Source organism: Chryseobacterium sp. G0201, from assembly GCF_003815655.1.
GTDB lineage: Bacteria > Bacteroidota > Bacteroidia > Flavobacteriales > Weeksellaceae > Chryseobacterium.
This window is the reverse complement of the sequence record NZ_CP033917.1, coordinates 1,772,372-1,794,803: the sequence shown is the minus strand read 5'-3', so window position 1 is coordinate 1,794,803 and position 22,432 is coordinate 1,772,372. Positions and strand designations below refer to the sequence as shown.

Genomic DNA, 22,432 nt, shown 5'->3' with positions numbered 1-22,432 from the left:
AATTTTGCTATCCAATTTTTCATTGAATGAACGAATATAAAAAAATACTAAAGTTCGCGAGGCCGCACCAAAAATACATTTACGGAAGTTTATTTTTTAATTTAATGTATTCTTTATTCCAGATTGCTTCCTTAGGAACCATTTTACCGGTTTTGGGAATGCTTTTCGGAACCATAAAGCCTGAGGAATACAAATCACCCCCTGTTTATTCAGGAGAATTTCTAGATTTCTTTTCTTATTTAAAGAATTATTCCAACTATTATGTACAAAGTTTAGTGAGTGAACACGGTTCACTAAATGTACTTGCCTGGCTTTGTATCATTACTGCCTTTATGTTTTTTTTGAGAAACGCTTTCCGTTACTTCGGATCTTTTCTTTTAATTAATTATCGTGTAGGTGTTACCAAAGACCTTCGTGGCTCCATGTACCGCAAAATACTGTCTTTACCTGTTTCTTTTTTTACAGACAGCCGAAAAGGAGATATGATGTCTCGTATGTCGAATGATGTAGGAGAAGTTGAAGGTAACATTTTGGGAAGCTTAATTGAGCTTATCAATGCTCCGTTTATGTTGATCAGTACATTGGTCACTTTATTCTTTTTAAGCCCGGAAATGACTATGTTTTCCCTATTGGTTTTACCTGTAATGGGAACGATGATCGCTTTGATCGGGAAAAGTCTTAAAAAAGATTCCCACGAAGCTCAGCATGAATTGGGAACATTATTTTCTATCGTAGATGAAACTCTGAAATCATCAAAAGTGATCAAGATTTTTAATGCCGATAAAATAATGGACAACAGATTTATGCAATCCATGAACAGATGGCTTTCCAGCTCAATAAGTCTGGGAAGAAAGAAAGAATTGGCATCTCCAATGAGCGAATTTTTAGGATCAATTACTTTTTTGATCATCGCTTGGTACGGAGGAAAGCAGATTATCGTAGAGCAAAGCATTTCACCTGCTGATTTCTTGGTTTTCTTAGGAATGTTCTTCCAGATATTACCTCCTGCGAAAAGTTTATCAAACTCAATTTCTAACATTCAAAAAGGAGAAGCTTCTTTGATGAGAGTATTGGAAATTCTGGATGCAGATGTAAAAATTGATGAAGTTGCGAACCCTGTTTCAATTTCAACGCTTAATAATAACATCGAATTTAATGACATTGGATTTTACTATGATAAAGACAATGTTATTCTTAAAAACTTCTCTATTACAATACCAAAAGGAAAAACAGTCGCTCTTGTAGGGCAAAGTGGTAGTGGAAAAACGACTATTGCCAATCTGTTAGCTAGATTCTATGATGTTTCAGAAGGTGAAATTTTAATTGACGGTGTAAACATCAAACATTTAAAATTAAAAGAATTTAGAGAACTTTTAGGAATGGTAACCCAAGAATCGGTATTATTTAATGATACGGTTTACAATAATATTTTGATGGGTAAACCCGATGCTACGAAAGAAGAAGTAATTAATGCAGCTAAGATTGCTAATGCAGATATCTTCATCACTCAGCTTCCTAATGGGTATGATACTAATATTGGAGATGATGGAGGCAAGCTTTCCGGAGGTCAGAAACAAAGGGTTTCTATCGCAAGAGCGGTTCTTAAAAACCCTCCAATTATGATTTTGGATGAAGCAACTTCAGCTTTGGATACTGAATCTGAAAAATTTGTACAGGATGCCCTTGAAAAAATGATGGAAAACAGAACTTCTTTAGTTATTGCCCACAGACTTTCAACCATCCAAAAAGCAGACTGGATCGTAGTAATGGAAAAAGGCGATATCGTAGAACAAGGAACTCATCACGAACTTATTGCAAAAAGAGGAGTTTATAACAAACTTGTCGAGCTACAGAATTTTGATTAAATCTTTTTAAATTTTTATTTAAAATGAACCCAATACAAGAGTACTTCTACAGAATTAAAGAGCCTGAAAGAAGTACTCTTCTTTTTTTAAGGCAAAAGATTTTAGAATCTGACACAGAAAATATTACTGAAACGTTGAGTTTCGGGCTTCCGTTTTTTAAGTATAAAAAGAAAATGCTCTGTTATTTATATTACAGCAAAAAACATAAGAAACATTATGTGAGCTTTTATCATGGCGACAGATTAGATTACCCGGAGCTGATTCAGGAAGGCAGAAAGAAGTTTAAAATCCTTTTGATTGATATGGAAGAGGACTTGCCTGTGCAGTTTATTTTAAGTCTAATTAATGAGGTAAAACAGTATATCAGGATTTAGTGTTTAGTGTTTGGTATTTGGGTATTTGGTGTTTGGTGTTTGGTGTTTGGTGTTTGGTGTTTGGTGAAATAAGCTTTATGTTTTGGATAAAGCCGTTCCTATTGATGAAAAACATTGTGTTTAAATTTTACTATAATTCGTGTTCATTTGTGAAAAGCATTCGTGCCATTTTTATTTAAACAAAAAAAAGACCGCTTCTTTCGAAACAGTCTTACATATATTTTTGATTACATCTTAATCTTTCATTCTTGCGATCACATCCAATCCACCTTTCGTGATGTCACCGATCTTGCAGATAATTTCTGTATCTAAAGGTAAGAAAACATCCATTCTTGAACCGAATTTGATAAAACCGAATTCATGTCCAGCTTTCGCCTGATCTCCTTCATTACAATAGAAAACAATCCTTCTGGCAACATATCCTGCGATTTGTCTGAAAACCACTTTATGATTGGTCATACTTTCAACAGCAACGGTTGTTCTTTCGTTTTCTGTAGAAGATTTCTCGTGCCAGGCAACAAGGTATTTTCCCGGATGATATTTTTTGTAAATCACTTTTCCTGAAACTGGATATCTACAAATATGAACATTCAAAGGTGACATAAAGATAGAAACCTGAATTGCCTTTCCTTTTATAAATTCATCTTCTTCTACTTCTTTAATCATTACTACTTTCCCGTCAACAGGAGCAATAACGTTTTCTCTGTGCTCCAAAATATCACGTTCCGGAACTCTGAAAAACCAAAATACCAAACTGTAAACCACCAATAATGGCATAATGATCAGTAGCGACCACATTTCAAGAAAATAAATAGCCAATACACTAATAATAATAAATAGTATCGTTGCTACAGTGATCGTCCCTTTTGACTCCTTATGTAATTTCATGAGATTAAATAAATTTTTCTAAAATAAAGTACAAATATACGACAGGCGCGCAAATTAAAAAACTATCCAGCCTATCTAATACACCTCCGTGCCCAGGAATGATGTTTCCGCTGTCTTTAACACCGAAATTTCTTTTCAATTGACTTTCTACCAAATCGCCCAATGGTGCAAATGCAGCCACTAAGAATCCAACAACCATCCAGTTTCCACGAAGATCGTGCTGATATTTTTCGATGAAGTATGATAAAACCAATGTTAATACTACTCCACCAATATATCCTTCCCAAGTTTTTTTAGGAGAAATTTTGGGTGCCATTTTATGTTTTCCGAAGAATTTTCCAGTTAAATAGGCAAAAGTATCGCTGCTCCATATCAGAACAAACAAGAAAAGAACTTCTAAAGAGAATGTATTGTCGTAGGTAGAGAACTTTGGTAATCCTAATGCAAAACTAAAAGGAAGAGCCACGTAAATGACCGTAAAAATCAGCTTTCCACTATCGAAGTATAATTCGTTAGCATATTTGAATAAAGTAATAACAGCTATTAAAATCAAGGCAAGAGCTAATATTTCGCTCAGTCTGAAATTAAAATAAAAGTCGTGGTAGAAATATCTTTTAGAAAACATGTAAAAAATAACAAGGATAACAGGAAATACCACCCATTTTTCATATCCGTTTCCAAATTTCATGATCTTCACGCACTCCCAAGATCCTACGATCATTAGAAAAGAGATCAAACCGTAATATAAATATTGCTGTTTAACGAGATCCGGAGAAATACTGTTGATCAATTGAGCTCCAAGCGGAGTGGTACAAAGAATGATAACTGCAACGTAAACAATTCCGGAAAGGGTTCTTTGAATAAGATTTTTGTCCAAGATTTAAATTTTAGAAGTTGATGCTAATCTTCAAGCAGCAATAAAAACAGTTTTGTATTGGCATTAGAAGAAGTATCTAATTTTGACTGATTTCCGCTGATGGAAGTAAGGTTTTTAATATTTCCGTTCCTTTTAATTTTTCCCATCGCATCATTAAGATTATTCACGATCTGTGATACATTGGCCATAATAATGATCTTATTCGGCAGTCTTGAAGAATGGTAATGCAGGATATTATTGTGAGAAAGCATGATTCTTCCATCGTAAGCAATAAGATACTCACAAGTGATGAAAGCGGCATCATTGGAATGCTCAAAATCTGAAGTATAAGGAGTTTTCACAACATTCAGAAAATTCTGAAGTTCTTTATCCCAACAAAACATATTTTTGATCCCTTCTATCTTTACAATTTGATTTAAAGTCTGTAGAGCTTCCGCTTCATCTGCACAGTAATTGAAAAAGCCTCCGGAATGCGTAAATAATTGCGCAAACTTATAGTCGAGATCCGCATTTTTAAGCGAATCCCCTAGCTTTTCCAAACTCTGTTTGTCTTCTTCCTCAGGTTGGTTGGTAAGTTTGCTTACAATTCTCTTGAATAAACTCAACTTAATTTATTTTTAGTCAACTTTATACAAAAATAGAAAATTAATTACAATAGATTCTAAAAATGTAGTCTTAAATATGAAAAAACCTGACAATTTTGCGTTGTCAGGTTTTTTACACTATGTTTTTGAAGTATTTTAAAGTTGTGTCGGGCTTTCTGGAGCCTGAATTTCACTTTCTTCTTCTTTATCTTTAATGATAATTTGTTCATCCGGTTCTTTAGAAGCAATCGTGCTGGTAACAGGTCTTTCTGTTAACTCAGGATCCCATGCTCTTTTTCCGAAGATATCTTCAAGATCTTCACGGAATATTACTTCTTTTTCTAAAAGTTTATTCGCCAAAGCATCAAGCTTATCTTTATTTTCAGTAAGAATCTGAACCGCTCTCTGATATTGATTTTCAATGATTGATTTTATTTCAACATCAATTTTATTAGCTGTTGCTTCAGAATATGGTTTTCCGAAATTGTATTCAGACTGCCCTGAACTATCGTAGTAAGAAATGTTACCAATATTCGGGCTTAATCCGTAAACAGTAACCATTGCCTGAGCTCTTTTCGTTACACTTTCCAAATCAGATAATGCACCTGTTGAAATATTATTGAAAATAACCTGTTCTGCTGCTCTACCTCCTAATGTTGCACATAATTCGTCCAACATCTGTTCTGTAGTCGTCAATTGTCTTTCTTCAGGAAGATACCAAGCTGCTCCTAAAGAACGTCCTCTCGGCACAATCGTTACTTTTAACAATGGAGCGGCGTGTTCTACCAACCAAGATATCGTAGCGTGACCAGCTTCATGATAAGCAACTCTCTTCTTTTCTGAAGGTTTGATAGCCATATTTTTCTTCTCAAGACCTCCGATGATTCTATCTACAGCATCAAGGAAATCCTGTTTAGTAACTGAAGTATGACTGTTTCTAGCTGCAATTAATGCTGCTTCGTTACAAACGTTAGCAATATCTGCCCCACTGAATCCAGGAGTTTGTTTTGCTAAGAAATCTCTGTCAACGGTATCATCAAGCTTAATTTTAAGCAAATGAACATCAAAAATCTCTCTTCTTTCGTGTAATTCCGGAAGGTCAACATAAATTGAACGGTCAAAACGTCCTGCTCTCATCAAAGCTTTATCTAAGATATCAGCTCTGTTGGTTGCAGCCATAACGATTACGTTCACGTCTGTTCCAAATCCGTCCATTTCTGTAAGAAGTTGGTTCAATGTATTTTCTCTTTCGTCGTTTCCGCCTGAGAAATTGTTTTTACCTCTTGCACGTCCGATAGCATCAATCTCATCAATAAAGATGATCGCCGGAGATTTTGCTTTTGCCTGAGCAAATAAATCTCTAACTCTTGAAGCACCTACTCCTACAAACATTTCAACAAAATCTGAACCTGAAAGTGAGAAAAACGGAACTTTAGCTTCACCCGCAACGGCTTTAGCCAATAATGTCTTACCCGTTCCCGGAGGACCTACTAATAGAACTCCTTTAGGAATTTTACCTCCCAGTTTTGTATATTTTTCAGAATTTTTCAAGAAATCTACAACTTCCTGTACTTCTTCTTTTGCACCTTCTAAACCTGCAACATCTTTAAATGTCACCTGAATTCTTTCTTTTTCGTCAAAAAGTTTAGCTTTAGACTTACCGATAGAGAAAATTTGTCCACCAGGACCTCCGCCACCTCCCATCTTTCTGAAAAGAAGGAAATAGAATAATCCTAAAATCGCGATCCAAATCAATGCTGAAAACAAGATATCCATGAAAGGATTTTTGCCCGCACCATAATCTTTGGTAGTTTTAATCGCCGGATTTGTTGCTTTTACCTGATCAAATTTTTGAAGGAAAAGCTGAAGATCTCCATATTTCACAGAATAATCTGCTTTTGGAGCCATATCAAACCCTGATAACGGATTGTTGTCTTTGGCTTCTTTACTTACCATTGCTGCTTTTGCAGCTTTAGTTAAGAAAACATCAGCCTTTTCGGTGTCTTTGTATATAATAATGTTCTGAACTTTCCCCGTCTGCAATTCTCTGAAGAAACCATCTTCATCAATAGATTTTGCACTATCGCCTCCTAAAAAATTGGAACCGAAAAATAACAAAAGAGCTATGATCGCAATCGGAAAAAACCAGTTAAATCCTTTATTGTTCATTTATACTTTTTAAAATTTAATATTCATATTCAATTTTTGTGATTGCGGCATCTCCCCAAAGTTCCTCAATGTCATAATATTCACGAGTTTCTTTCTGGAAAATATGAACCACTACGGTAACGTAATCTACCAAAACCCACATAGAGTTTTCGGTACCTTCTACATGCCAAGGCCTATCCTGAAGATCATTTCTCACTTTTTTCTCAACACTTCCTGCTAATGCAGATACCTGTGTGTTTGAGTTTCCGCTACAAATTATAAAAGTCTCCGCTACAGAGTTCTCAATTTTCGAAAGATCAAAAATCATGATATCTTCACCCTTTACGTCTTGGATGGCTTCAACAATTTTATCTATTAGTGCCTGCTTTTCTGCTGTTTTATTCATTAAAATATCTATAATCTGCAAATTTATTGTTTTTCTTTTACTTTAGCCTTACTTTTAGCCTTTTAAAGTCTTAAAGTTTTCTTAATGGGTCAACTATTCTATCAAAAAGAGTCTCTTTCTACTAATGACGAAATATCTCAGTATTTACTTTATGATAATTCGGATTTTATTGGTCTTCATACTTTCAACCAGACAAAAGGTCGCGGACAGTATGGAAATACATGGATTTCAACAGCTGAAAAAAATTTAGCTTACACTTTAGCCGCTAAAGCCGAAAATTTCACGCTTACTGATTTTTTGTTCAATTATTATACCGCAATTGTCATCAGGGATTTCCTTGCCAATTTGACTGAAAATATAGTGAAAATAAAATGGCCGAACGACATCATTCTTAAAAATAAAAAAATCGTCGGAATTTTAATTGAGAAGAAAAAAATCAACCAAAGCAATTATTATATTATTGGATCGGGTATTAATATTTTGCAGGAAGAATTTGATGATATTTCGAAGGCCGGATCACTTCTAACCCAGACGGGGATACTATTTGACTTAAAAGAATTCACGGAAAACTATCACAAATTCTTAATTGAAAGATTAAAAAACATTCCGTCTGAACAGGAAATAATGGATCAATTTAATGAAAATCTATTCCGAAAAGATGAGATCTCAGTTTTTGAAATTAATGGAGAGAGACAAAATGGCATTATAAAATATGCCGATGAAAAAGGCGAGTTATATATAGACCTTGAAAATGACGGACTAAAATCTTTTTATCACAAGGAAATAAAATTGCTTTACTGATTCGCTCTTTTCAGGTATAAATACAATGCAATCGGGAAGAAGATGATGTTCGGAAACCACATGGCCAAAGCCGGCGACATACTTTTATTTTCCGAAACAACCTTTAAAGCTTCGAATGAAAACACGAATAAGAAGGCTAAGGAAATTCCTATTGCTAAGTTAATTCCCAATCCTCCTCTTTTCTTTTGAGAAGAGAGAGAAAGCGCCAAGAACGTCAAAATAACAATGGAAATAGGCATTGAAGTTCGCTGATGAAGCTCATTAAGATGGGCATTCAGGTTACTGTTACCTTTTTCTGTTTCTCTTTTAATGAATTTTAATAGTTCAGGCGTTGTTTTATTTTGACCTAAAAGTTCGTTCGGGAAAAGCTCTTCAGGATCGTGACCGAAGCTTTTTCTTAATTCAACACCGTTTGCAAGTTTTTCTGTATCGTCTTTATTGATGGTTTTTTCGAGGTAATTATTTAATACAAATTGTTTTTTAACCTTATCCCAAAGCACATCAGAAGCTTTAAGCTCGTAGGTCATCTTTCTATTCTTATCAAACTTTTGGAACACAAAACCTGAACCTCTTTTATCTGCCTTATTCCATGAATTAACAAAGATATATTCCGTTCTGCTCAATTGAGCGGAAGCTGGGGCCGTACCTAAAACCTTCTCTTTATTCCTCGCATTATAAGTATACGCCTCAAGCTGATTTTTCTGAATATTTGCCCAAGGAAGCACAAAGTGATTGATTCCCAATGATAAAACAGCAATAAATAAAGACGTAATCAAGTATGGTTTTGCGAATCTATGAAAACTTGCCCCACTACTGATAATGGCAACAATTTCCGTATTATTTGCCATTCTGGAAGTAAAATAAATCACAGAAATAAACACCAAAATGGACAAAAATGTCATCACCAAATTGATGATCCAGAATGGATAAAAATGGATTAGAAAATAAGTTACATTTAATTTTGGATCTATCAATGTAGCACTTTGAATTCTTGGGATTTTTGATTGAACATCAATCACCAAAACCACTACAGACAGCAATACCAACATGAAACTGAAAGTTCCAAGGTATTTTTTAATGATATATCTGTCTATAATTTTAAGCATGCTCTATATTTTAAAGTCTTTGTCTAAGAATCGGCACCACAGAGTTTTTCCATTGATAGAAATCTCCTGCAACAATATGTTCTCTCGCCACTTTCACTAAATCTAAATAAAATGCCAAGTTATGAATTGATGCAATTTGTTTCGCCAAATATTCTTTAGAAACAAACAAATGACGCACATACGCTTTTGAATATTCTCTATCAACGAAACTCGTTCCAAACTCATCCAAAGGCGAAAAATCGTTCTTCCATTTTTCATTTTTCATGTTCATAACACCTTGCCAAGTGAACAACATTGCGTTTCTGGCATTTCTTGTAGGCATTACACAATCCATCATATCAATTCCTAAACCAATAGATTCCAGAATATTCCACGGAGTTCCAACTCCCATTAAATATCTTGGTTTGTCTTTTGGTAAAATATCGGTTACCTCATCGGTAATTCTGTACAATTCATCTTCGGGCTCACCAACGGAAAGTCCGCCGATCGCATTTCCTTCTGCCCCCGCTTCTGAAATTACTTCCGCTGAAATTTTTCTTAAATCTGAATAGGTGGAACCTTGAACAATAGGGAAAAATCTTTGTTTATGACCGTATAATTCAGGATTTTGTTCATTCCAATCGATACATCTTTTTAACCAACGATGCGTCATTTCCATGGAAGCCTTTACCTGATTATATCCACTTGGATAAGCAACACATTCGTCAAAAGCCATAAAAATATCCGCTCCGATTTGTCTTTGGATTTCCATAGACTTTTCTGGAGTGAATAAATGATAACTTCCATCGATATGAGATTTAAATTTCACTCCTTCCTCAGACATTTTTCTGCTTCCTGAAAGTGAAAAAACCTGAAAACCTCCTGAATCTGTAAGAATAGGAAGATCCCAGTTCATGAATTTATGTAAACCTCCCGCATTCTGCATCGTTTCCATGCCGGGGCGAAGGTATAAATGATAAGTGTTTCCCAGAATGATCTGGGCTTTAATGTCTTCTTTTAATTCTCTTTGGTGAACTGTTTTCACACTTGCAACAGTTCCTACAGGCATAAAAATAGGCGTTTGTACCTTACCGTGATCAGTCATGATCTCTCCCGCTCTTGCCTTACCTTCAGAGGTTTTTTCTATATTAAAAAATTTCATTCGTATACTTTTAAATCATCGCCATTGGCAGTTGTATTTTTGCCTAATGGAACACGTTTCTGCATTGTTATCTTGCAAAAGACGGCACATTACCATCCTTTTTTAATTTGTCTTTTATATATTGATCCGCTTTTGGATCTTTTTCTAACAGCTTTTTTTGAGCCTCGTCTGCGATCGTCTTCATTTGATCTTTTACAACATAATATTTAAAACTTTCAACAAAATCTTTTGATTTTATGTTGTGAGCTTTAAGAACATATCTTGTCCCGGCTTCCAGATTTTTATTCTGATACATGAAAGTTGCCTGATCGTTGATTGAAAGATCAGCAAGAATCTCGGCCATTGTATCTTTATCTACCAAATTCTTTGGTTTATCTACATAATCATTACATGAAAATATGCATGATAAAACGAAAATGAAGATTAGCTTTTTCATAATCTGTTGATTAATGATTTCCATTTTAAATTTAAAACACCAAAAACCGCTTCATGAATGATCCCGCCATTCATTTTGCTTTCTCCCAATATTCTGTTTGTAAAAATAATCGGTACTTCTACAATTTTATAGCCTTTTTTAAAAGCTCTAAATTTCATTTCGATCTGAAAACCGTAACCTTTTAATTTTACGTTATCCAACCCGATCTCTTCTAAAACTTTTCTTGAAAAACAGACAAAACCCGCTGTTGTATCATGAATCGGAAGTCCTAAAACAAACCTCACATATTTTGAAGCGAAATAAGAAAGTAACACCCTCCCCATTGGCCAGTTTACCACATTTACTCCTTTTGAGTATCGTGAACCGATCGCCATATCTGCATTTAAACAAGCTTCAAACAATTTAGGAAGATCATTTGGATTATGAGAAAAATCGGCATCCATTTCAAAAATATAATCATAATTATTTTGAATTGCCCATTTAAATCCATGAATGTAAGCCTTCCCTAAACCGTCTTTCACATGTCTTATTGACAAATGTAAAGTGTGAGGAAATCTTCTTTGAAGATCCTTTACAATGTTGGAAGTTCCGTCCGGAGACGAGTCGTCCACCACCAAAATATGAAATTCATCTTCCAATGCAAAAACCGCGGAAATTATACTTTCTATATTTTCCTTTTCATTATAAGTTGGGATGATGACGAGTTTTTTCATTTCAATTTGCAAAGATAGTTTATTTAACCTTTTTATTTTATACAAAATAATCTATAATTTTGCAAAAAACATTCCTTTGCCATTATCTCAAAATTTTATAAATAATGTAAGAATACCCGAGAACAACGATTGGGTTATTTTTATATTGTTGGGCTGTATATTTTTATACCTGTTTATGATGAATATCATAGAAAGAGGCGCCAACCTGAAAGACTTTCTGCTTCAGAAATATTTTGACGCAAGTAATAACCTTCCTAGCTGGATCATTACCTCCTGCGTAATGTCCCTTACTTTGGCCGTTTTGATCTCACAATACATCCCTGTCGTTCCTAAATATGTAGCCGATTTGAGTGTTTTGGGCTATCAATTGAACAAATTTGGGTATAGTTTAATAATAGTTATCTTATTTTATTTGACAAAAACCACTTTAGGATTTATTTTCTATCAAAGTATAGGTGATGGTAAAAAATTGCTTATTTTTTACTTTACCTCTACTAAATTTTATTTCGTTTTGTCATTTTTGTTGATAATTTTCTGTGTAACCCACTACTATTTCCCTATTGACAGAAATAAAATATTTTTGTACTACTTGTTCTTTTTTTCTTTTGTATTCATTTTCAAAGTTTTTTTCTATTTATTTCACAAGAACAATGTCTTACCCGAAAAATGGTATTATAAATTTTTGTATATTTGCACCCTCCAAATCGCACCTTTATTGCTGCTTTGGAAACTATTATTTTTTTAATAAATGTCAATGATGAGAATAAAGTCTATATTGGTTTCTCAACCAGCGCCTAGTGAGTCTTCTCCATATTTGGAAATAGCGAAGAAGGAAAAAATAAAGATTGATTTCCGTCCTTTTATCCACGTCGAAGGAGTTGACAACAAAGAACTTAGAACACAGAAAATAGATCTAACGCAGTACACTGGGATTATTTTTACCAGCAAAAATGCAATTGACCACTATTTCAGACTTGCAGAAGAATTGCGTTTCAGCGTACCGGATACGATGAGATACATCTGCCAGTCGGAAGCTGTAGCCAACTATCTTCAAAAGCATATTGTGTACAGAAAAAGAAAGATCAGTTTTGGGGAGAAAAACTTCTCGGATCTAGCTCCGCTTTTCAAAAAATTCCCTACTGAGAAGTATCTATTACCGTCTTCAGATGTTTTAAGTCCTGATATCGTTAAAACTTTAGATACGGCAAACATAGATTGGACAAGAGCGATCATGTACCGAACAGTTTGTAGTGATTTAACGGATATCACGATTAAAGATTACGACATGCTGATCTTCTTCAGTCCGCAAGGAATTAAATCTTTACAGCAAAATTTCCCGGAATTCAAACAGGATGAAACTAATATTGGCGTTTTCGGTAACACAACATTAGCAGCAGCCGAGGAAGCAGGATTAAGAGTAGATCTAATGGCACCTACAAAAGAAACACCATCAATGACAATGGCACTTGAAAAGTATATTAAAGCTCTTCATAAATAGCCCTTGATATAAAATATAAATCAGCCGTCTTTTCAATTCAAGGAAAGATGGCTTTTTTTTAACTAAATTTGAACAAGAATTAATATTGAATGAAAGCTCCACAGGCAAAAAAAATAGAAAAAATACTAGAAATACACGGAGACAAAAGAACTGACAATTATTTCTGGCTCAATGAAAGAGAAAATCCCGAAGTCATAAAATATCTTGAAGAAGAGAATGCTTACGAAGAATTTATGATGAAAGATACCGAAGAGCTTCAGGAAGAGCTTTACGAAGAGATGAAAGCCCGCTACAAAAAAGACGATGAGTCTCTACCTTATTTCTTCAACGAATACTGGTACATTGTACGTTATGAAGACGGAAAAGAATATCCTATTTTTTGCAGAAAACATAAAAGTTTAGACAATACAGAAGAGATCATTCTTGATGTAAATATTCTTGCAGAAGGTGAAACATTTTTCGAAGTGGGAAGCGTTGCGGTAAGTCCGAATAATAAACTGACTTCTTTTTCATCTGACAATGTTGGAAGAAGAATTTATGATATCAATTTCAAAAATCTTGAAACAGAAGAAATTCTTTCTGATAAAATAGAAAATACCACAGGTAAAGCTGTTTGGGCGAATGATAACGAGCATGTTTTTTATATCAGAAAAGATGAAAGTTTACGTGCATTTCAGGTTTACAGACATAAATTAGGTACACATCCTTCGGAGGATATTTTAATTTTCCATGAAGAGGACGATACTTTTGATGTAAATGTTTTTAAGACAAAATCATTAGAATATATTTTCTTAGCAAGCTCAAGCACTATTTCAGACGAACACCGTTTTATTCCTGCTGACGATGTTTTTGCAGAATGGAAAATCATTCAGCCAAGAATCGATGATCTTGAATATTCGGTAGAACATTACGAAGATGAATTTTACATTATCACCAATGCTGACGACGCCATCAATTTTAAAATTGTAAAGGCAAAAATCGACAATTGCGGAATGGAAAACTGGGTAGACGTAATCCCACACCGTGCAGAAGTTTTATTGGAAGGTTTTGAAATATTTAAAAACTATCTTGTTCTTGAAGAAAGAGAAGAAGGTCTTTTACAGATAAAAATAATCGAAGAGAAAACGAAAGAATCTTATTATTTACCTTTCTCTGATCCTACTTATACCGCTTATATCGGAATCAATCTAGAATTCGACACAGAAATTTTGCGTTACGGTTACACTTCATTAACTCAGCCAGGTTCTACCTATGAGTATGACATGAAGACCAAAACCACAAAATTATTAAAGCAACAAGAAGTTTTGGGAGGAAAATTCTTCGCTGAAAATTATATTTCTGAGAGAATTTGGGCAGATTCAAGAGATGGAGAAACAAAAATTCCAATTTCTTTAGTTTATCATAAAGACACAAAAAAATCTGCAGACACTCCTCTACTTTTATATGGCTATGGAAGTTATGGACACACAGTTGATGCAAGTTTCTCGAATGTAAGATTGTCAATTTTAGACAGAGGTTTCATTTATGCGATCGCTCACATCAGAGGCGGAGAATATCTAGGAAGAGAATGGTATGAAGACGGAAAAATGCTGTTTAAGAAAAATACTTTCTTTGATTTTATTGATGCCGGAAAATATTTAATTAAAGAAAATTATACTTCATCAAAGCATTTATATGCGATGGGCGGAAGTGCCGGAGGATTATTGGTTGGAGCCGTTATCAATTACGAACCAAAACTATTCAACGGAATTGTTTCTCAGGTTCCTTTTGTGGATGTGGTGACAACCATGTTGGATGAAACCATTCCATTAACCACAGGGGAATATGACGAATGGGGAAATCCGAACGACAAAGAATACTATCAATATATGAAGGAATATTCGCCTTACGACAATGTAGAAGCGAAAGAATATCCTCATATGCTGATTACAACAGGTCTTCATGATTCTCAAGTTCAATACTGGGAACCTGCAAAATGGACCGCGAAATTAAGAGAGTTAAAAACAGACAACAATCTTTTATTATTCAAAACCGACATGAGTTCCGGACACGGAGGCGCAAGCGGAAGATTTGAATCATTAAAAGAAGATGCGCTGGAATATGCGTTTCTATTAAAATTAGAAAATGAAAAAGGATGATCAACGAAGCTGAATACTGGAAAAAAGTAGAACAATTTTTCGAGGACAACTTTGAGACTGAAAAAAATCCGCCAATCGAGACGATATTATTTCTGATTGGTCTTCAGGAACTTGGAAGTGGTCAACAAAAATATACGAAAGACGACAAATTAAATATTCTTCATATCGCTGTTTGCAGATTATTAGAGCCTTTTGGGTACTATAAATTCACGCATTACGAAGATGGATGGCCTCATTTTGAAAAACTGGAAGGGTTGCCGGAATTAAGACCCAACGAGCAATCGTTGCTTATGAAAAAGGCGATTATTCAATATTTTCAGGATGAAGAATTGATATAAAAATAAAGCTTGGATAATTTTTTCCAAGCTTTTTACTTTTTAAACTATCAAGGTTAATTTATGAATTAAACTTAATGAAGAAAAATAATTCTAATTTTTAAGCCTTAAACGAATTATACTTAATATTTTTAACAGCTTACCTCACTTTTAATAGTTAAATTATCTTAAAATTTCTTCAAGCTGATTCAGACCCATTTTGAAACCTTCTTCAAAACCCATCTCCAGCAGTTGTTTTAAAGATTCCGTGGTAGGAAAATGAATATTAACGGTAATTTTCAAGCCCTCTTCCACTCCTGTAAAGCCAAACAGCCATTTCGCTTCTGGAAAATCCGGATTTACATTTCCATTTTCATCACAAAAAGTATCCGTTCCATCAAAGCTTCGATGCTCCATAATCTCCCCATATTTTACTTGAGCATAATGTCTCTCTCCTTCCGGACCGACCATTGAATACAACCAAATTCCACCTTCTTTAAAATCTTGACTTTTTGTTTCACATTTCCAAGGCTTGGGAGCCCACCATTGATCCAACAATTCTGCTTTGGTAAAATAATCCCACACTTTTGACACATCTGCGTTAAAAATTTTCATCACATAAACCGTGTTTGAGTCAAAATCTTTGTTAAAAACGATATTAGATTTCATAAGTAATTATTTTTAACAAACTTAATGTATTAATCTCTGACACGGATTTTCCAATGACAAATATTTAAATATTTATAATAAAATGTTAAAAAACGTAGTTTTAAGAAAAATTACACAATTTTTTGGCTCGTTTTTTGTTTATGAAGTCTTAAAATAATTAATTTTAACATTCATAATTCTAAAATTTTTAAAATAAAATAATGAATAATAAATTCATCCCAATAATTTCAGTGTTTATGACAATCTCACTGATTGTCTTTGTTACGCTCCAATTTTATTGGCTGAAAGGTTATTACGGTGCTCTTGAACAGGATTTTTCAAACAAAGTATATACAGCCTTAGAAAGCACCGCAAAAAGCGTTTCAGAGATCGAGGTGGAAAAATACATGAATGAAAACAATAAAAATTTTCGAAACAATATCGTTGCCAACGGTAAGCAGCCATCACTTACTACGATTCAGCAGGTAGAAGATTCCGGTACTCAAAGACAAATTATTTATTCTAAAAATATTATTGAAAGAAGTCAGCTTCCAATTTCTCAAAGTGGAGATTCTATAAAATGGACGACACTTTACAGCGATGAAGCTGCTTACAAGATAAAAAGAGATACCACAAAACCTCAACAGCTTACTTCAGAACTTAATAATGAGATTGAAAACGGAGATTATACCATAAAAGAATTTGCAAAAATTTATGGTAATAATTTACCCATCACCAAAAGAGTTGATGATAAAGTGCTTGATTCTATTATCTCTAAAGAGCTTAAAATAAGAGGTATTTCGGCGAAGTTTGGCTATGGAATCACAGACAAAAACAACAACCTCACAAGCATTGTAAACAAAGATTATAAAGAGAAAAAAGACAATACGCCTTACAGTTACCCTCTTTTTACGGACAATAAAGAACGTACTTTATATTCATTAGCCTTAGTTTTTCCTAAGAAAGAATATTCTTTGGCGATGAACAACTGGCCAATGCTTTTAGGGACTTTCCTTTCGTTATTGACGATTTTGGGAATTTATATTATTTCCATTAATTATATGATGAGACAGAAAAAATTGGCTGAAGTAAAAACAGACTTCATCAATAATATGTCGCATGAATTTAAGACGCCTCTTGCAACAATTTCGGTAGCAACAGACTCGTTGGCGAATGATAAAATTGCCACCAATCCTGATAAGGTTAAATATTATTCAGAACTGATAAAACAGGAGAATCTAAGGATGAAAAAGCAGGTAGAAAACGTTCTCAACATGTCTAAACTGGAGAGAAACGAAGTCAACTTATTCCTAAGAGAAACAAACGTAAGAGAATTAATCAAAAGAACTACAGAATCTTTTAACCTGATCGTGAAACAAAGAAACGGTTCATTAACACAAGAGTTCAACGCAGATAAATATATTTTTAAAATTGATGAATTTCACATTTCAAATATGTTGGTGAATTTATTGGATAATGCCAACAAATATTCTCCGGAAACCCCTGAAATTCATGTAAAAACAAGAAACGAAGGCAATTTCTACGTTATTGAAATTTCCGACAAAGGAATGGGAATGGAAACCCAGAATAAAACGAAAATTTTTGACAAATTCTTCAGAGAGGAAACCGGAAATATTCACAATGTGAAAGGACAAGGCTTAGGACTTTCTTACGTTAAAAAAATTGTAGAACTACATAAAGGACAGGTTATTGTAGATTCTCAGAAAGAATTGGGAAGCACGTTTACAATCAAACTTCCAATGAGTTAAAATAAATATTAAATCACAAAATAAAATAGGACAAAAAAAGAAGGAATAGCTAGTTCATTCTTAATTTATTAATTATTAATTACTTGAAATTATGAGCAACAGAATATTATTAGTAGAGGACGATCAGAGTTTCGGCGCAGTGTTGAAGGATTATTTAACGATAAACAACTTTGAAGTTACGCTGGCTGTAGATGGAGAACAGGGATTAAAAGAATTTACAGAAAACGAATTCGATATCTGTATTTTCGATGTCATGATGCCTAAAAAAGACGGATTCTCTTTGGCAGAAGATGTTAAAAAAATTGATAAAAATACACCAATCATTTTCTTGACAGCAAGAAATATGAGAGAAGATATATTGAAAGGATATCAATTGGGAGCTGATGATTACATCACGAAACCATTTGATACTGAATTACTTTTATACAAAATAAAGGCAATTCTTCAAAGAAGTTCTACATTGGAAAATGAAGAACAGGAGCAATTCAAAATCAGCAATATCTTCTTTGACTCCATGTTGAGACAATTGAGAGTTGGTGATAAAGAATACAAACTTTCTCCAAAAGAAAACGAATTGCTGAAACTTCTTTGTATCCACAGAAACGATTTCATGCCGAGAGACTTAGCATTAAGAAAGATCTGGAAAAAAGAAAACTACTTCACCGCAAGAAGTATGGACGTTTACATCGCAAAACTTCGTAAATTATTAAAAGACGACGAAGGATTGGAAATTATCAACGTTCACGGAGAAGGATTCAGACTTTTAGTTAAGAATTAATTCCAGATTAAGATTATAAATATAAAATTAGCAAAACAATTAAAAATGTTTTGCTAATTTTGCTTCATACCATTTTGGATATGAAGAATATATTTTTAGGTTTAATTGCCGTTTCCATAGTAATCGTTTCTTGTAAAAAAGACGAAAGAGCAACGTATATAGAAGAGGAAGCTAGCGTACAATCGAACGCAGTTGCTAATTCCCCTCAAACATCTCTTTTAGATCAAGCAGGAATTTCCAATCAAAATGTAGCAACAGCTTCTGCACCCGGAATGAATCCTGCGCATGGACAACCCGGTCACAGATGTGATATCCCTGTCGGACAACCTTTGAATAGTAAACCTATGCCAACAGCTCCAACTACGCCTGTAAATAACGTTCCAAATGCTGTTCAGATCGATCCGAATACTTTACCTGCAGGACAATTTGTTGTTCCCGACAAGAAACAAGCAGTAAAAACAGCTCCAGGAATGAATCCTCCCCACGGAGAACCCGGACATAGATGCGACATCCCTGTTGGACAACCTTTAAACAGCAAATCTGCGCCACAAACAACGCCAGCTAATGTAGTTCAACCTACTCCGGCTCCGGCACCTCAACAAACTTTGGCAACTGGTGAAAAACCAAAATTGAATCCTCCTCACGGCCAGCCTTTTCACAGCTGTTCGTTAAAAGTAGGAGATCCTTTGCCATAATTTTTGTAAATTTGCACTCGTGAAGCTAGTTCAGATTTTGACGATCATTTTTTGCCTTGGGATTTTTTTGATTCCTAAGGATAATTTCTATGCTCAGGCTTCACAGGAAAATTGCTGCAAAAAGGAGTCTAAATCAGACGATTGCTGTAAAAATCACCACACTTCATCAAAAGACAATCATTCTAAAGAAAGTAAATCATCTTGTAACGATGACTGCTGCACTTTTTGCGTGTCTTGCGCACCATTTTTAGAAATCACTTCTTCTAAAAGCTTGTTGTCTTTAGACTTTTCAAATTTTAATCTTACTAAAAACTTACAGTTTCAATATTCTGATCCTTATGTTTCAGATAGTTTAAAAGATATCTGGCAGCCGCCCAAACTGGGTTAATTATCTATCAAATAGTTCATTATTTATGATGAACTGATTTTTAATTAATCTAAATTTTAAACAAAATGAAATTATATATTTCCAAGGTAATTCTTGGTGCATTCTTGCTATTTACCCAAATTATTTTCGCTCAAAATCTTTCTAAAAGTCAGTTTAAAGTTAAAGGAAACTGCGAAATGTGCAAAGAAAGAATTGAAACAATCGCTAAAAAAGCAGGTGCAAAAGAAGCACGATATTCTATTGATTCTCAAACTTTAACCTTAGAAACTGACAGCAACGTTTCAACTGATGAAATTTTGAAGAAAGTTGCCGGAGCGGGACATGACAATGAAAAATTCAAAGCATCAAATGAGACCTATGAAAGTCTTCCCGGATGTTGTCATTACGAAAGAGATCCTCAGCCATCAACTGCAGAAGCCCACGATCATCAGCACAAAAAAGATAATGAATTTTATGTAAAAGGAAACTGTGCGTCTTGTAAAGCAAGAATTGAAAAAGCAGCCAAAGACGCTGGCGCCAATTCTGCGGATTGGAATGCAGAAAAACAAACCGTTACATTAGACTTTGATTCAACAAAAACCTCAGCTGACAAAATTTTAAAGAAAATTGCAGACGTTGGTCATGATAACGAAAAATACAAATCCAATGACAGCACTTATAAAAACTTGCCCTCATGTTGTCTGTATTACAGAGAAATCGCCTTAGGAGAAAAGAATCCTAAGGTACATTATGAAGAAGGTACAACATCTGAACATTCAGAACACGCTGATCAAAATGCCTCAAATGAAAACCATGAAAGTCACGACGATCATGAAAAAAACATTGAAGGCGTTGTTGTAACAGGCGGAAAAGCTGCAACTTCTTTAAGCAAAAAAGAAGCGGGGTTGGTTTTTAATATTGATAAAAAAGAATTATTAAAAGCAGCCTGTTGTAATTTATCCGAAAGTTTTGAAACCAATGCAACGGTTGACGTTTCTTTCAGCAATGCCGTTACAGGAACAAAACAGTTGAAAATGTTAGGCTTAGATCAGAAATATACGAGCTTAACTAAAGAATTATTGCCCGAAATTAGAGGTTTGGCTTCTGCGTATGGATTAAGCTTCATTCCAGGAAGATGGATTGAAAGCATCCAGTTAACCAAAGGAGGAAGCACCGTTACCAACGGGTACGAAAGCATTACAGGACAGATCAATACGGAGCTTTTAAAAAACGCTAAAGAACCTGAAACTTCATTAAATCTCTTTTCTGATTTTAATGGAAGAGCCGAAGCCAATATTACCAGCGTTTCTAAGATCAATGAAAAATGGTCTCAGACTTTTTTACTTCACGGAAACGGAACTTTCGGTAATACCGATATGAATGATGACGGTTTTCTTGACCGGCCAAAGGGAACGCAGATTAACGCAGCTTATTTGTTGAATTACAACGATTTAGATAAGTCAGGATTCGGTTCGCATTTTGGAATTAATTTCATCAAAGACGAAAGAACGGCAGGACAAACTGATTTCAATAAGCAATTGGCGCAAGACAAACAAACCGCTTATGGCGTTGGAATTGACATCTCAAGATTTCAAGTTTGGAATAAAACAGGATACGTTTTTAAAGGAAAACCTTACCAAAGTTTAGGCTGGATGAACCAATATGTTTATCACCAGCAGGACAGTTTTTTCGGTCTTAGAAATTATTCGGGAAAACAGCATACGTATTATTCTAATTTAATTTTTGAAAGTATTTTAGGGAATACCAACCACAAATATAAAGCGGGTGCAAGTTTTATGTACGACGGTTACGATGAAACTTATTTGACTGATAATTTCAAAAGAAATGAAATCGTTCCGGGAATTTTTGCTGAATATACGTTGACAGGTTTAAAATATACTTTAGTTGCCGGAGCCAGAGCAGACTTCCATAATTTGGCAGGAACTCAGTTTACGCCGAGATTGAATTTTAAATATGATTTCACACCACAGACTATTGTTAGGCTTTCTGCAGGAAGAGGTTTCAGAACTGCGAATGTTTTTGCTGAAAATCAACAGTATTTTGCTTCTAACAGAAGTATTCAGATCTTACAAAATAATGGAGATATTTATGGTTTAAAACCAGAAATTGCGTGGAATTACGGAGTAAGTTTACAGCAGGAATTCAAGTTATTTGGAAGAAAATCCTCGATTATCGCTGATTTCTTCAGAACAGATTTCCAGAATCAGGTTTTGGTGGATCTAGACCGTTCACCTCAACAATTAACTTTCTATAATTTAGAAGGTAAATCTTTCGCTAATTCTTTTCAAACACAGTGGGATTTTACGCCTTTTAAGAACTTTGATGTAAGATTGGCTTATAAATATTATGATGTTCAGGCTGATTATCTTGATGGAAGAAGAGAAATCCCTTTTATGGCGAAACACAGAGGATTTGTGAATTTGGCGTATGCAACCAATAAAAATAACAATGGCGCATTTTGGAGTTTTGATACCACTTTAAATTGGGTCGGAAAACAAAGGCTTCCCAATACATCAAGCAATCCTGAAGCGTTTCAATTACCTACATATTCAGAATCTTACGCGGTATTGAATGCTCAGATCTCAAGAAATTTCAATAAAAAGATCAGAGCGTATTTGGGTGGTGAGAATTTGACTTCTTATTATCAAAAAAATGCAATCGTAGATTTCAAAAATCCGTTCGGAAATTATTTTGATGGCGGAATGGTGTACGCTCCAATCATGAAAGCTAATTTTTACGTTGGATTGGATGTTACATTCTAAGTTTGAGAATTTGAGAATTATAGAGTTTGAGTAAAGCAACGAATCTCATTCAAATTAAAAATCCAAGCATGATTTCAATAATTTAATATCTTGAAATCATGCT

22 protein-coding genes are annotated in these 22,432 nt (G+C 34.4%); 12 read left to right on the top strand and 10 right to left on the bottom strand.

Going from position 1 to position 22,432, the window contains the following annotated elements:
- Positions 1-26 precede the first annotated feature (26 nt).
- Both EG348_RS08110 and EG348_RS08105 read left to right on the top strand, forming a co-directional pair.
- A complete protein-coding gene (locus EG348_RS08110) occupies positions 27-1,865 on the top strand; it encodes an ABC transporter ATP-binding protein (protein WP_123982318.1) in 1,839 nt (612 codons plus the stop codon).
- A gap of 23 nt (positions 1,866-1,888) precedes the next feature.
- Positions 1,889-2,239 (top strand): DUF1801 domain-containing protein, encoded by a 351-nt coding sequence (locus tag EG348_RS08105; protein ID WP_123982316.1) that lies wholly within the window; start codon positions 1,889-1,891, stop codon positions 2,237-2,239.
- A 234-nt stretch (positions 2,240-2,473) separates the two neighbouring features.
- On the opposite strand, the gene EG348_RS08095 is transcribed toward EG348_RS08105, so the two are convergent.
- The 5 genes from EG348_RS08095 to rsfS all read right to left on the bottom strand — a co-directional run bounded on the left by EG348_RS08095 (position 2,474) and on the right by rsfS (position 7,142).
- A complete protein-coding gene (locus EG348_RS08095; protein ID WP_123982313.1) occupies positions 2,474-3,127 on the bottom strand; it encodes a phosphatidylserine decarboxylase family protein in 654 nt (217 codons plus the stop codon).
- Positions 3,128-3,131: 4 nt separating this feature from the next.
- Positions 3,132-4,004 (bottom strand): phosphatidate cytidylyltransferase, encoded by an 873-nt coding sequence (locus tag EG348_RS08090; protein WP_123982311.1) that lies wholly within the window; start codon positions 4,002-4,004, stop codon positions 3,132-3,134.
- A gap of 23 nt (positions 4,005-4,027) precedes the next feature.
- Positions 4,028-4,609, bottom strand: coding sequence for an LUD domain-containing protein (locus EG348_RS08085; RefSeq protein ID WP_185145502.1), 582 nt, complete (start codon positions 4,607-4,609; stop codon positions 4,028-4,030).
- A 135-nt stretch (positions 4,610-4,744) separates the two neighbouring features.
- Positions 4,745-6,757 (bottom strand): ATP-dependent zinc metalloprotease FtsH, encoded by a 2,013-nt coding sequence (ftsH, locus tag EG348_RS08080; protein WP_123982307.1) that lies wholly within the window; start codon positions 6,755-6,757, stop codon positions 4,745-4,747.
- A 16-nt stretch (positions 6,758-6,773) separates the two neighbouring features.
- Positions 6,774-7,142, bottom strand: a complete 369-nt coding sequence (rsfS, locus tag EG348_RS08075) for a ribosome silencing factor (protein WP_066753570.1) — start codon at positions 7,140-7,142, stop codon at positions 6,774-6,776.
- An 84-nt stretch (positions 7,143-7,226) separates the two neighbouring features.
- On the opposite strand from rsfS, the gene EG348_RS08070 reads away from it, so the two are divergent.
- Positions 7,227-7,943 (top strand): biotin--[acetyl-CoA-carboxylase] ligase, encoded by a 717-nt coding sequence (locus EG348_RS08070; protein ID WP_123982305.1) that lies wholly within the window; start codon positions 7,227-7,229, stop codon positions 7,941-7,943.
- Here the strand turns inward: EG348_RS08070 and EG348_RS08065 are convergent.
- From EG348_RS08065 to EG348_RS08050, 4 genes are all read right to left on the bottom strand, one after another.
- A complete protein-coding gene (locus EG348_RS08065) occupies positions 7,937-9,049 on the bottom strand; it encodes an LptF/LptG family permease (RefSeq protein ID WP_123982303.1) in 1,113 nt (370 codons plus the stop codon). The genes EG348_RS08070 and EG348_RS08065 overlap by 7 nt on opposite strands.
- A 10-nt stretch (positions 9,050-9,059) precedes the next feature.
- Positions 9,060-10,190, bottom strand: coding sequence for a tRNA guanosine(34) transglycosylase Tgt (gene tgt / locus EG348_RS08060; RefSeq protein WP_123982301.1), 1,131 nt, complete (start codon positions 10,188-10,190; stop codon positions 9,060-9,062).
- 67 nt (positions 10,191-10,257) lie between these two features.
- Entirely contained in the window at positions 10,258-10,626 is a 369-nt protein-coding gene (locus tag EG348_RS08055) for a DUF4296 domain-containing protein (RefSeq protein WP_123982299.1), read from the bottom strand.
- The gene (locus EG348_RS08050) at positions 10,623-11,339 is read right to left on the bottom strand and encodes a polyprenol monophosphomannose synthase (protein WP_123982297.1); all 717 of its coding nucleotides are present in this window, start codon (positions 11,337-11,339) and stop codon (positions 10,623-10,625) included. Before EG348_RS08050 ends, EG348_RS08055 begins: the two co-directional genes overlap by 4 nt.
- Here EG348_RS08050 and EG348_RS08045 point away from each other — a divergent pair.
- The 4 genes from EG348_RS08045 to EG348_RS08030 all read left to right on the top strand — a co-directional run bounded on the left by EG348_RS08045 (position 11,320) and on the right by EG348_RS08030 (position 15,313).
- Positions 11,320-12,084, top strand: a complete 765-nt coding sequence (locus EG348_RS08045; RefSeq protein ID WP_317127004.1) for a DUF4271 domain-containing protein — start codon at positions 11,320-11,322, stop codon at positions 12,082-12,084. The two genes, EG348_RS08050 and EG348_RS08045, sit on opposite strands and share 20 nt — an antisense overlap.
- 12 nt (positions 12,085-12,096) lie before the next feature.
- Positions 12,097-12,837 (top strand): uroporphyrinogen-III synthase, encoded by a 741-nt coding sequence (locus EG348_RS08040; RefSeq protein WP_123985039.1) that lies wholly within the window; start codon positions 12,097-12,099, stop codon positions 12,835-12,837.
- 89 nt (positions 12,838-12,926) lie between these two features.
- Positions 12,927-14,975 (top strand): S9 family peptidase, encoded by a 2,049-nt coding sequence (locus tag EG348_RS08035; RefSeq protein WP_123982293.1) that lies wholly within the window; start codon positions 12,927-12,929, stop codon positions 14,973-14,975.
- Complete coding sequence (locus EG348_RS08030; protein WP_123982291.1) at positions 14,972-15,313, top strand: hypothetical protein; 342 nt, start codon at positions 14,972-14,974, stop codon at positions 15,311-15,313. The genes EG348_RS08035 and EG348_RS08030 overlap by 4 nt, the downstream gene beginning before the upstream one ends.
- Before the next feature lie 159 nt (positions 15,314-15,472).
- Here the strand turns inward: EG348_RS08030 and EG348_RS08025 are convergent, their stop codons facing one another.
- Positions 15,473-15,958 (bottom strand): SRPBCC domain-containing protein, encoded by a 486-nt coding sequence (locus EG348_RS08025; protein WP_123982289.1) that lies wholly within the window; start codon positions 15,956-15,958, stop codon positions 15,473-15,475.
- 200 nt (positions 15,959-16,158) lie between these two features.
- On the opposite strand from EG348_RS08025, the gene EG348_RS08020 reads away from it, so the two are divergent.
- The 5 genes from EG348_RS08020 (at position 16,159) to EG348_RS08000 (ending at position 22,329) form a co-directional block, all read left to right on the top strand.
- Positions 16,159-17,706 carry a sensor histidine kinase gene (locus tag EG348_RS08020; protein WP_123982287.1) on the top strand — a complete coding sequence of 516 codons (1,548 nt, stop codon included), beginning with the start codon at positions 16,159-16,161 and terminating at the stop codon, positions 17,704-17,706.
- 91 nt (positions 17,707-17,797) lie between these two features.
- Entirely contained in the window at positions 17,798-18,484 is a 687-nt protein-coding gene (locus EG348_RS08015; RefSeq protein WP_066753598.1) for a response regulator transcription factor, read from the top strand.
- Positions 18,485-18,564: 80 nt separating this feature from the next.
- Entirely contained in the window at positions 18,565-19,179 is a 615-nt protein-coding gene (locus EG348_RS08010) for a hypothetical protein (RefSeq protein WP_123982285.1), read from the top strand.
- Positions 19,180-19,198: 19 nt separating this feature from the next.
- Entirely contained in the window at positions 19,199-19,567 is a 369-nt protein-coding gene (locus EG348_RS08005; RefSeq protein WP_123982283.1) for a hypothetical protein, read from the top strand.
- A 65-nt stretch (positions 19,568-19,632) separates the two neighbouring features.
- Entirely contained in the window at positions 19,633-22,329 is a 2,697-nt protein-coding gene (locus tag EG348_RS08000; protein WP_185145501.1) for a TonB-dependent receptor domain-containing protein, read from the top strand.
- The last annotated feature ends 103 nt before the right edge of the window (positions 22,330-22,432 follow it).

Coding starts and splice junctions, on each gene's coding strand:
- EG348_RS08110 (WP_123982318.1), top strand. CDS start 27: ATGAACGAATATAAAAAAATACTAAAGTTCGCGAGGCCGCACCAAAAA.
- EG348_RS08105 (WP_123982316.1), top strand. CDS start 1,889: ATGAACCCAATACAAGAGTACTTCTACAGAATTAAAGAGCCTGAAAGA.
- EG348_RS08095 (WP_123982313.1), bottom strand. CDS start 3,127: ATGAAATTACATAAGGAGTCAAAAGGGACGATCACTGTAGCAACGATA.
- ftsH (WP_123982307.1), bottom strand. CDS start 6,757: ATGAACAATAAAGGATTTAACTGGTTTTTTCCGATTGCGATCATAGCT.
- rsfS (WP_066753570.1), bottom strand. CDS start 7,142: ATGAATAAAACAGCAGAAAAGCAGGCACTAATAGATAAAATTGTTGAA.
- EG348_RS08070 (WP_123982305.1), top strand. CDS start 7,227: ATGGGTCAACTATTCTATCAAAAAGAGTCTCTTTCTACTAATGACGAA.
- EG348_RS08065 (WP_123982303.1), bottom strand. CDS start 9,049: ATGCTTAAAATTATAGACAGATATATCATTAAAAAATACCTTGGAACT.
- tgt (WP_123982301.1), bottom strand. CDS start 10,190: ATGAAATTTTTTAATATAGAAAAAACCTCTGAAGGTAAGGCAAGAGCG.
- EG348_RS08055 (WP_123982299.1), bottom strand. CDS start 10,626: ATGAAAAAGCTAATCTTCATTTTCGTTTTATCATGCATATTTTCATGT.
- EG348_RS08045 (WP_317127004.1), top strand. CDS start 11,320: ATGATGACGAGTTTTTTCATTTCAATTTGCAAAGATAGTTTATTTAAC.
- EG348_RS08050 (WP_123982297.1), bottom strand. CDS start 11,339: ATGAAAAAACTCGTCATCATCCCAACTTATAATGAAAAGGAAAATATA.
- EG348_RS08040 (WP_123985039.1), top strand. CDS start 12,097: ATGAGAATAAAGTCTATATTGGTTTCTCAACCAGCGCCTAGTGAGTCT.
- EG348_RS08035 (WP_123982293.1), top strand. CDS start 12,927: ATGAAAGCTCCACAGGCAAAAAAAATAGAAAAAATACTAGAAATACAC.
- EG348_RS08030 (WP_123982291.1), top strand. CDS start 14,972: ATGATCAACGAAGCTGAATACTGGAAAAAAGTAGAACAATTTTTCGAG.
- EG348_RS08025 (WP_123982289.1), bottom strand. CDS start 15,958: ATGAAATCTAATATCGTTTTTAACAAAGATTTTGACTCAAACACGGTT.
- EG348_RS08020 (WP_123982287.1), top strand. CDS start 16,159: ATGAATAATAAATTCATCCCAATAATTTCAGTGTTTATGACAATCTCA.
- EG348_RS08015 (WP_066753598.1), top strand. CDS start 17,798: ATGAGCAACAGAATATTATTAGTAGAGGACGATCAGAGTTTCGGCGCA.
- EG348_RS08010 (WP_123982285.1), top strand. CDS start 18,565: ATGAAGAATATATTTTTAGGTTTAATTGCCGTTTCCATAGTAATCGTT.
- EG348_RS08000 (WP_185145501.1), top strand. CDS start 19,633: ATGAAATTATATATTTCCAAGGTAATTCTTGGTGCATTCTTGCTATTT.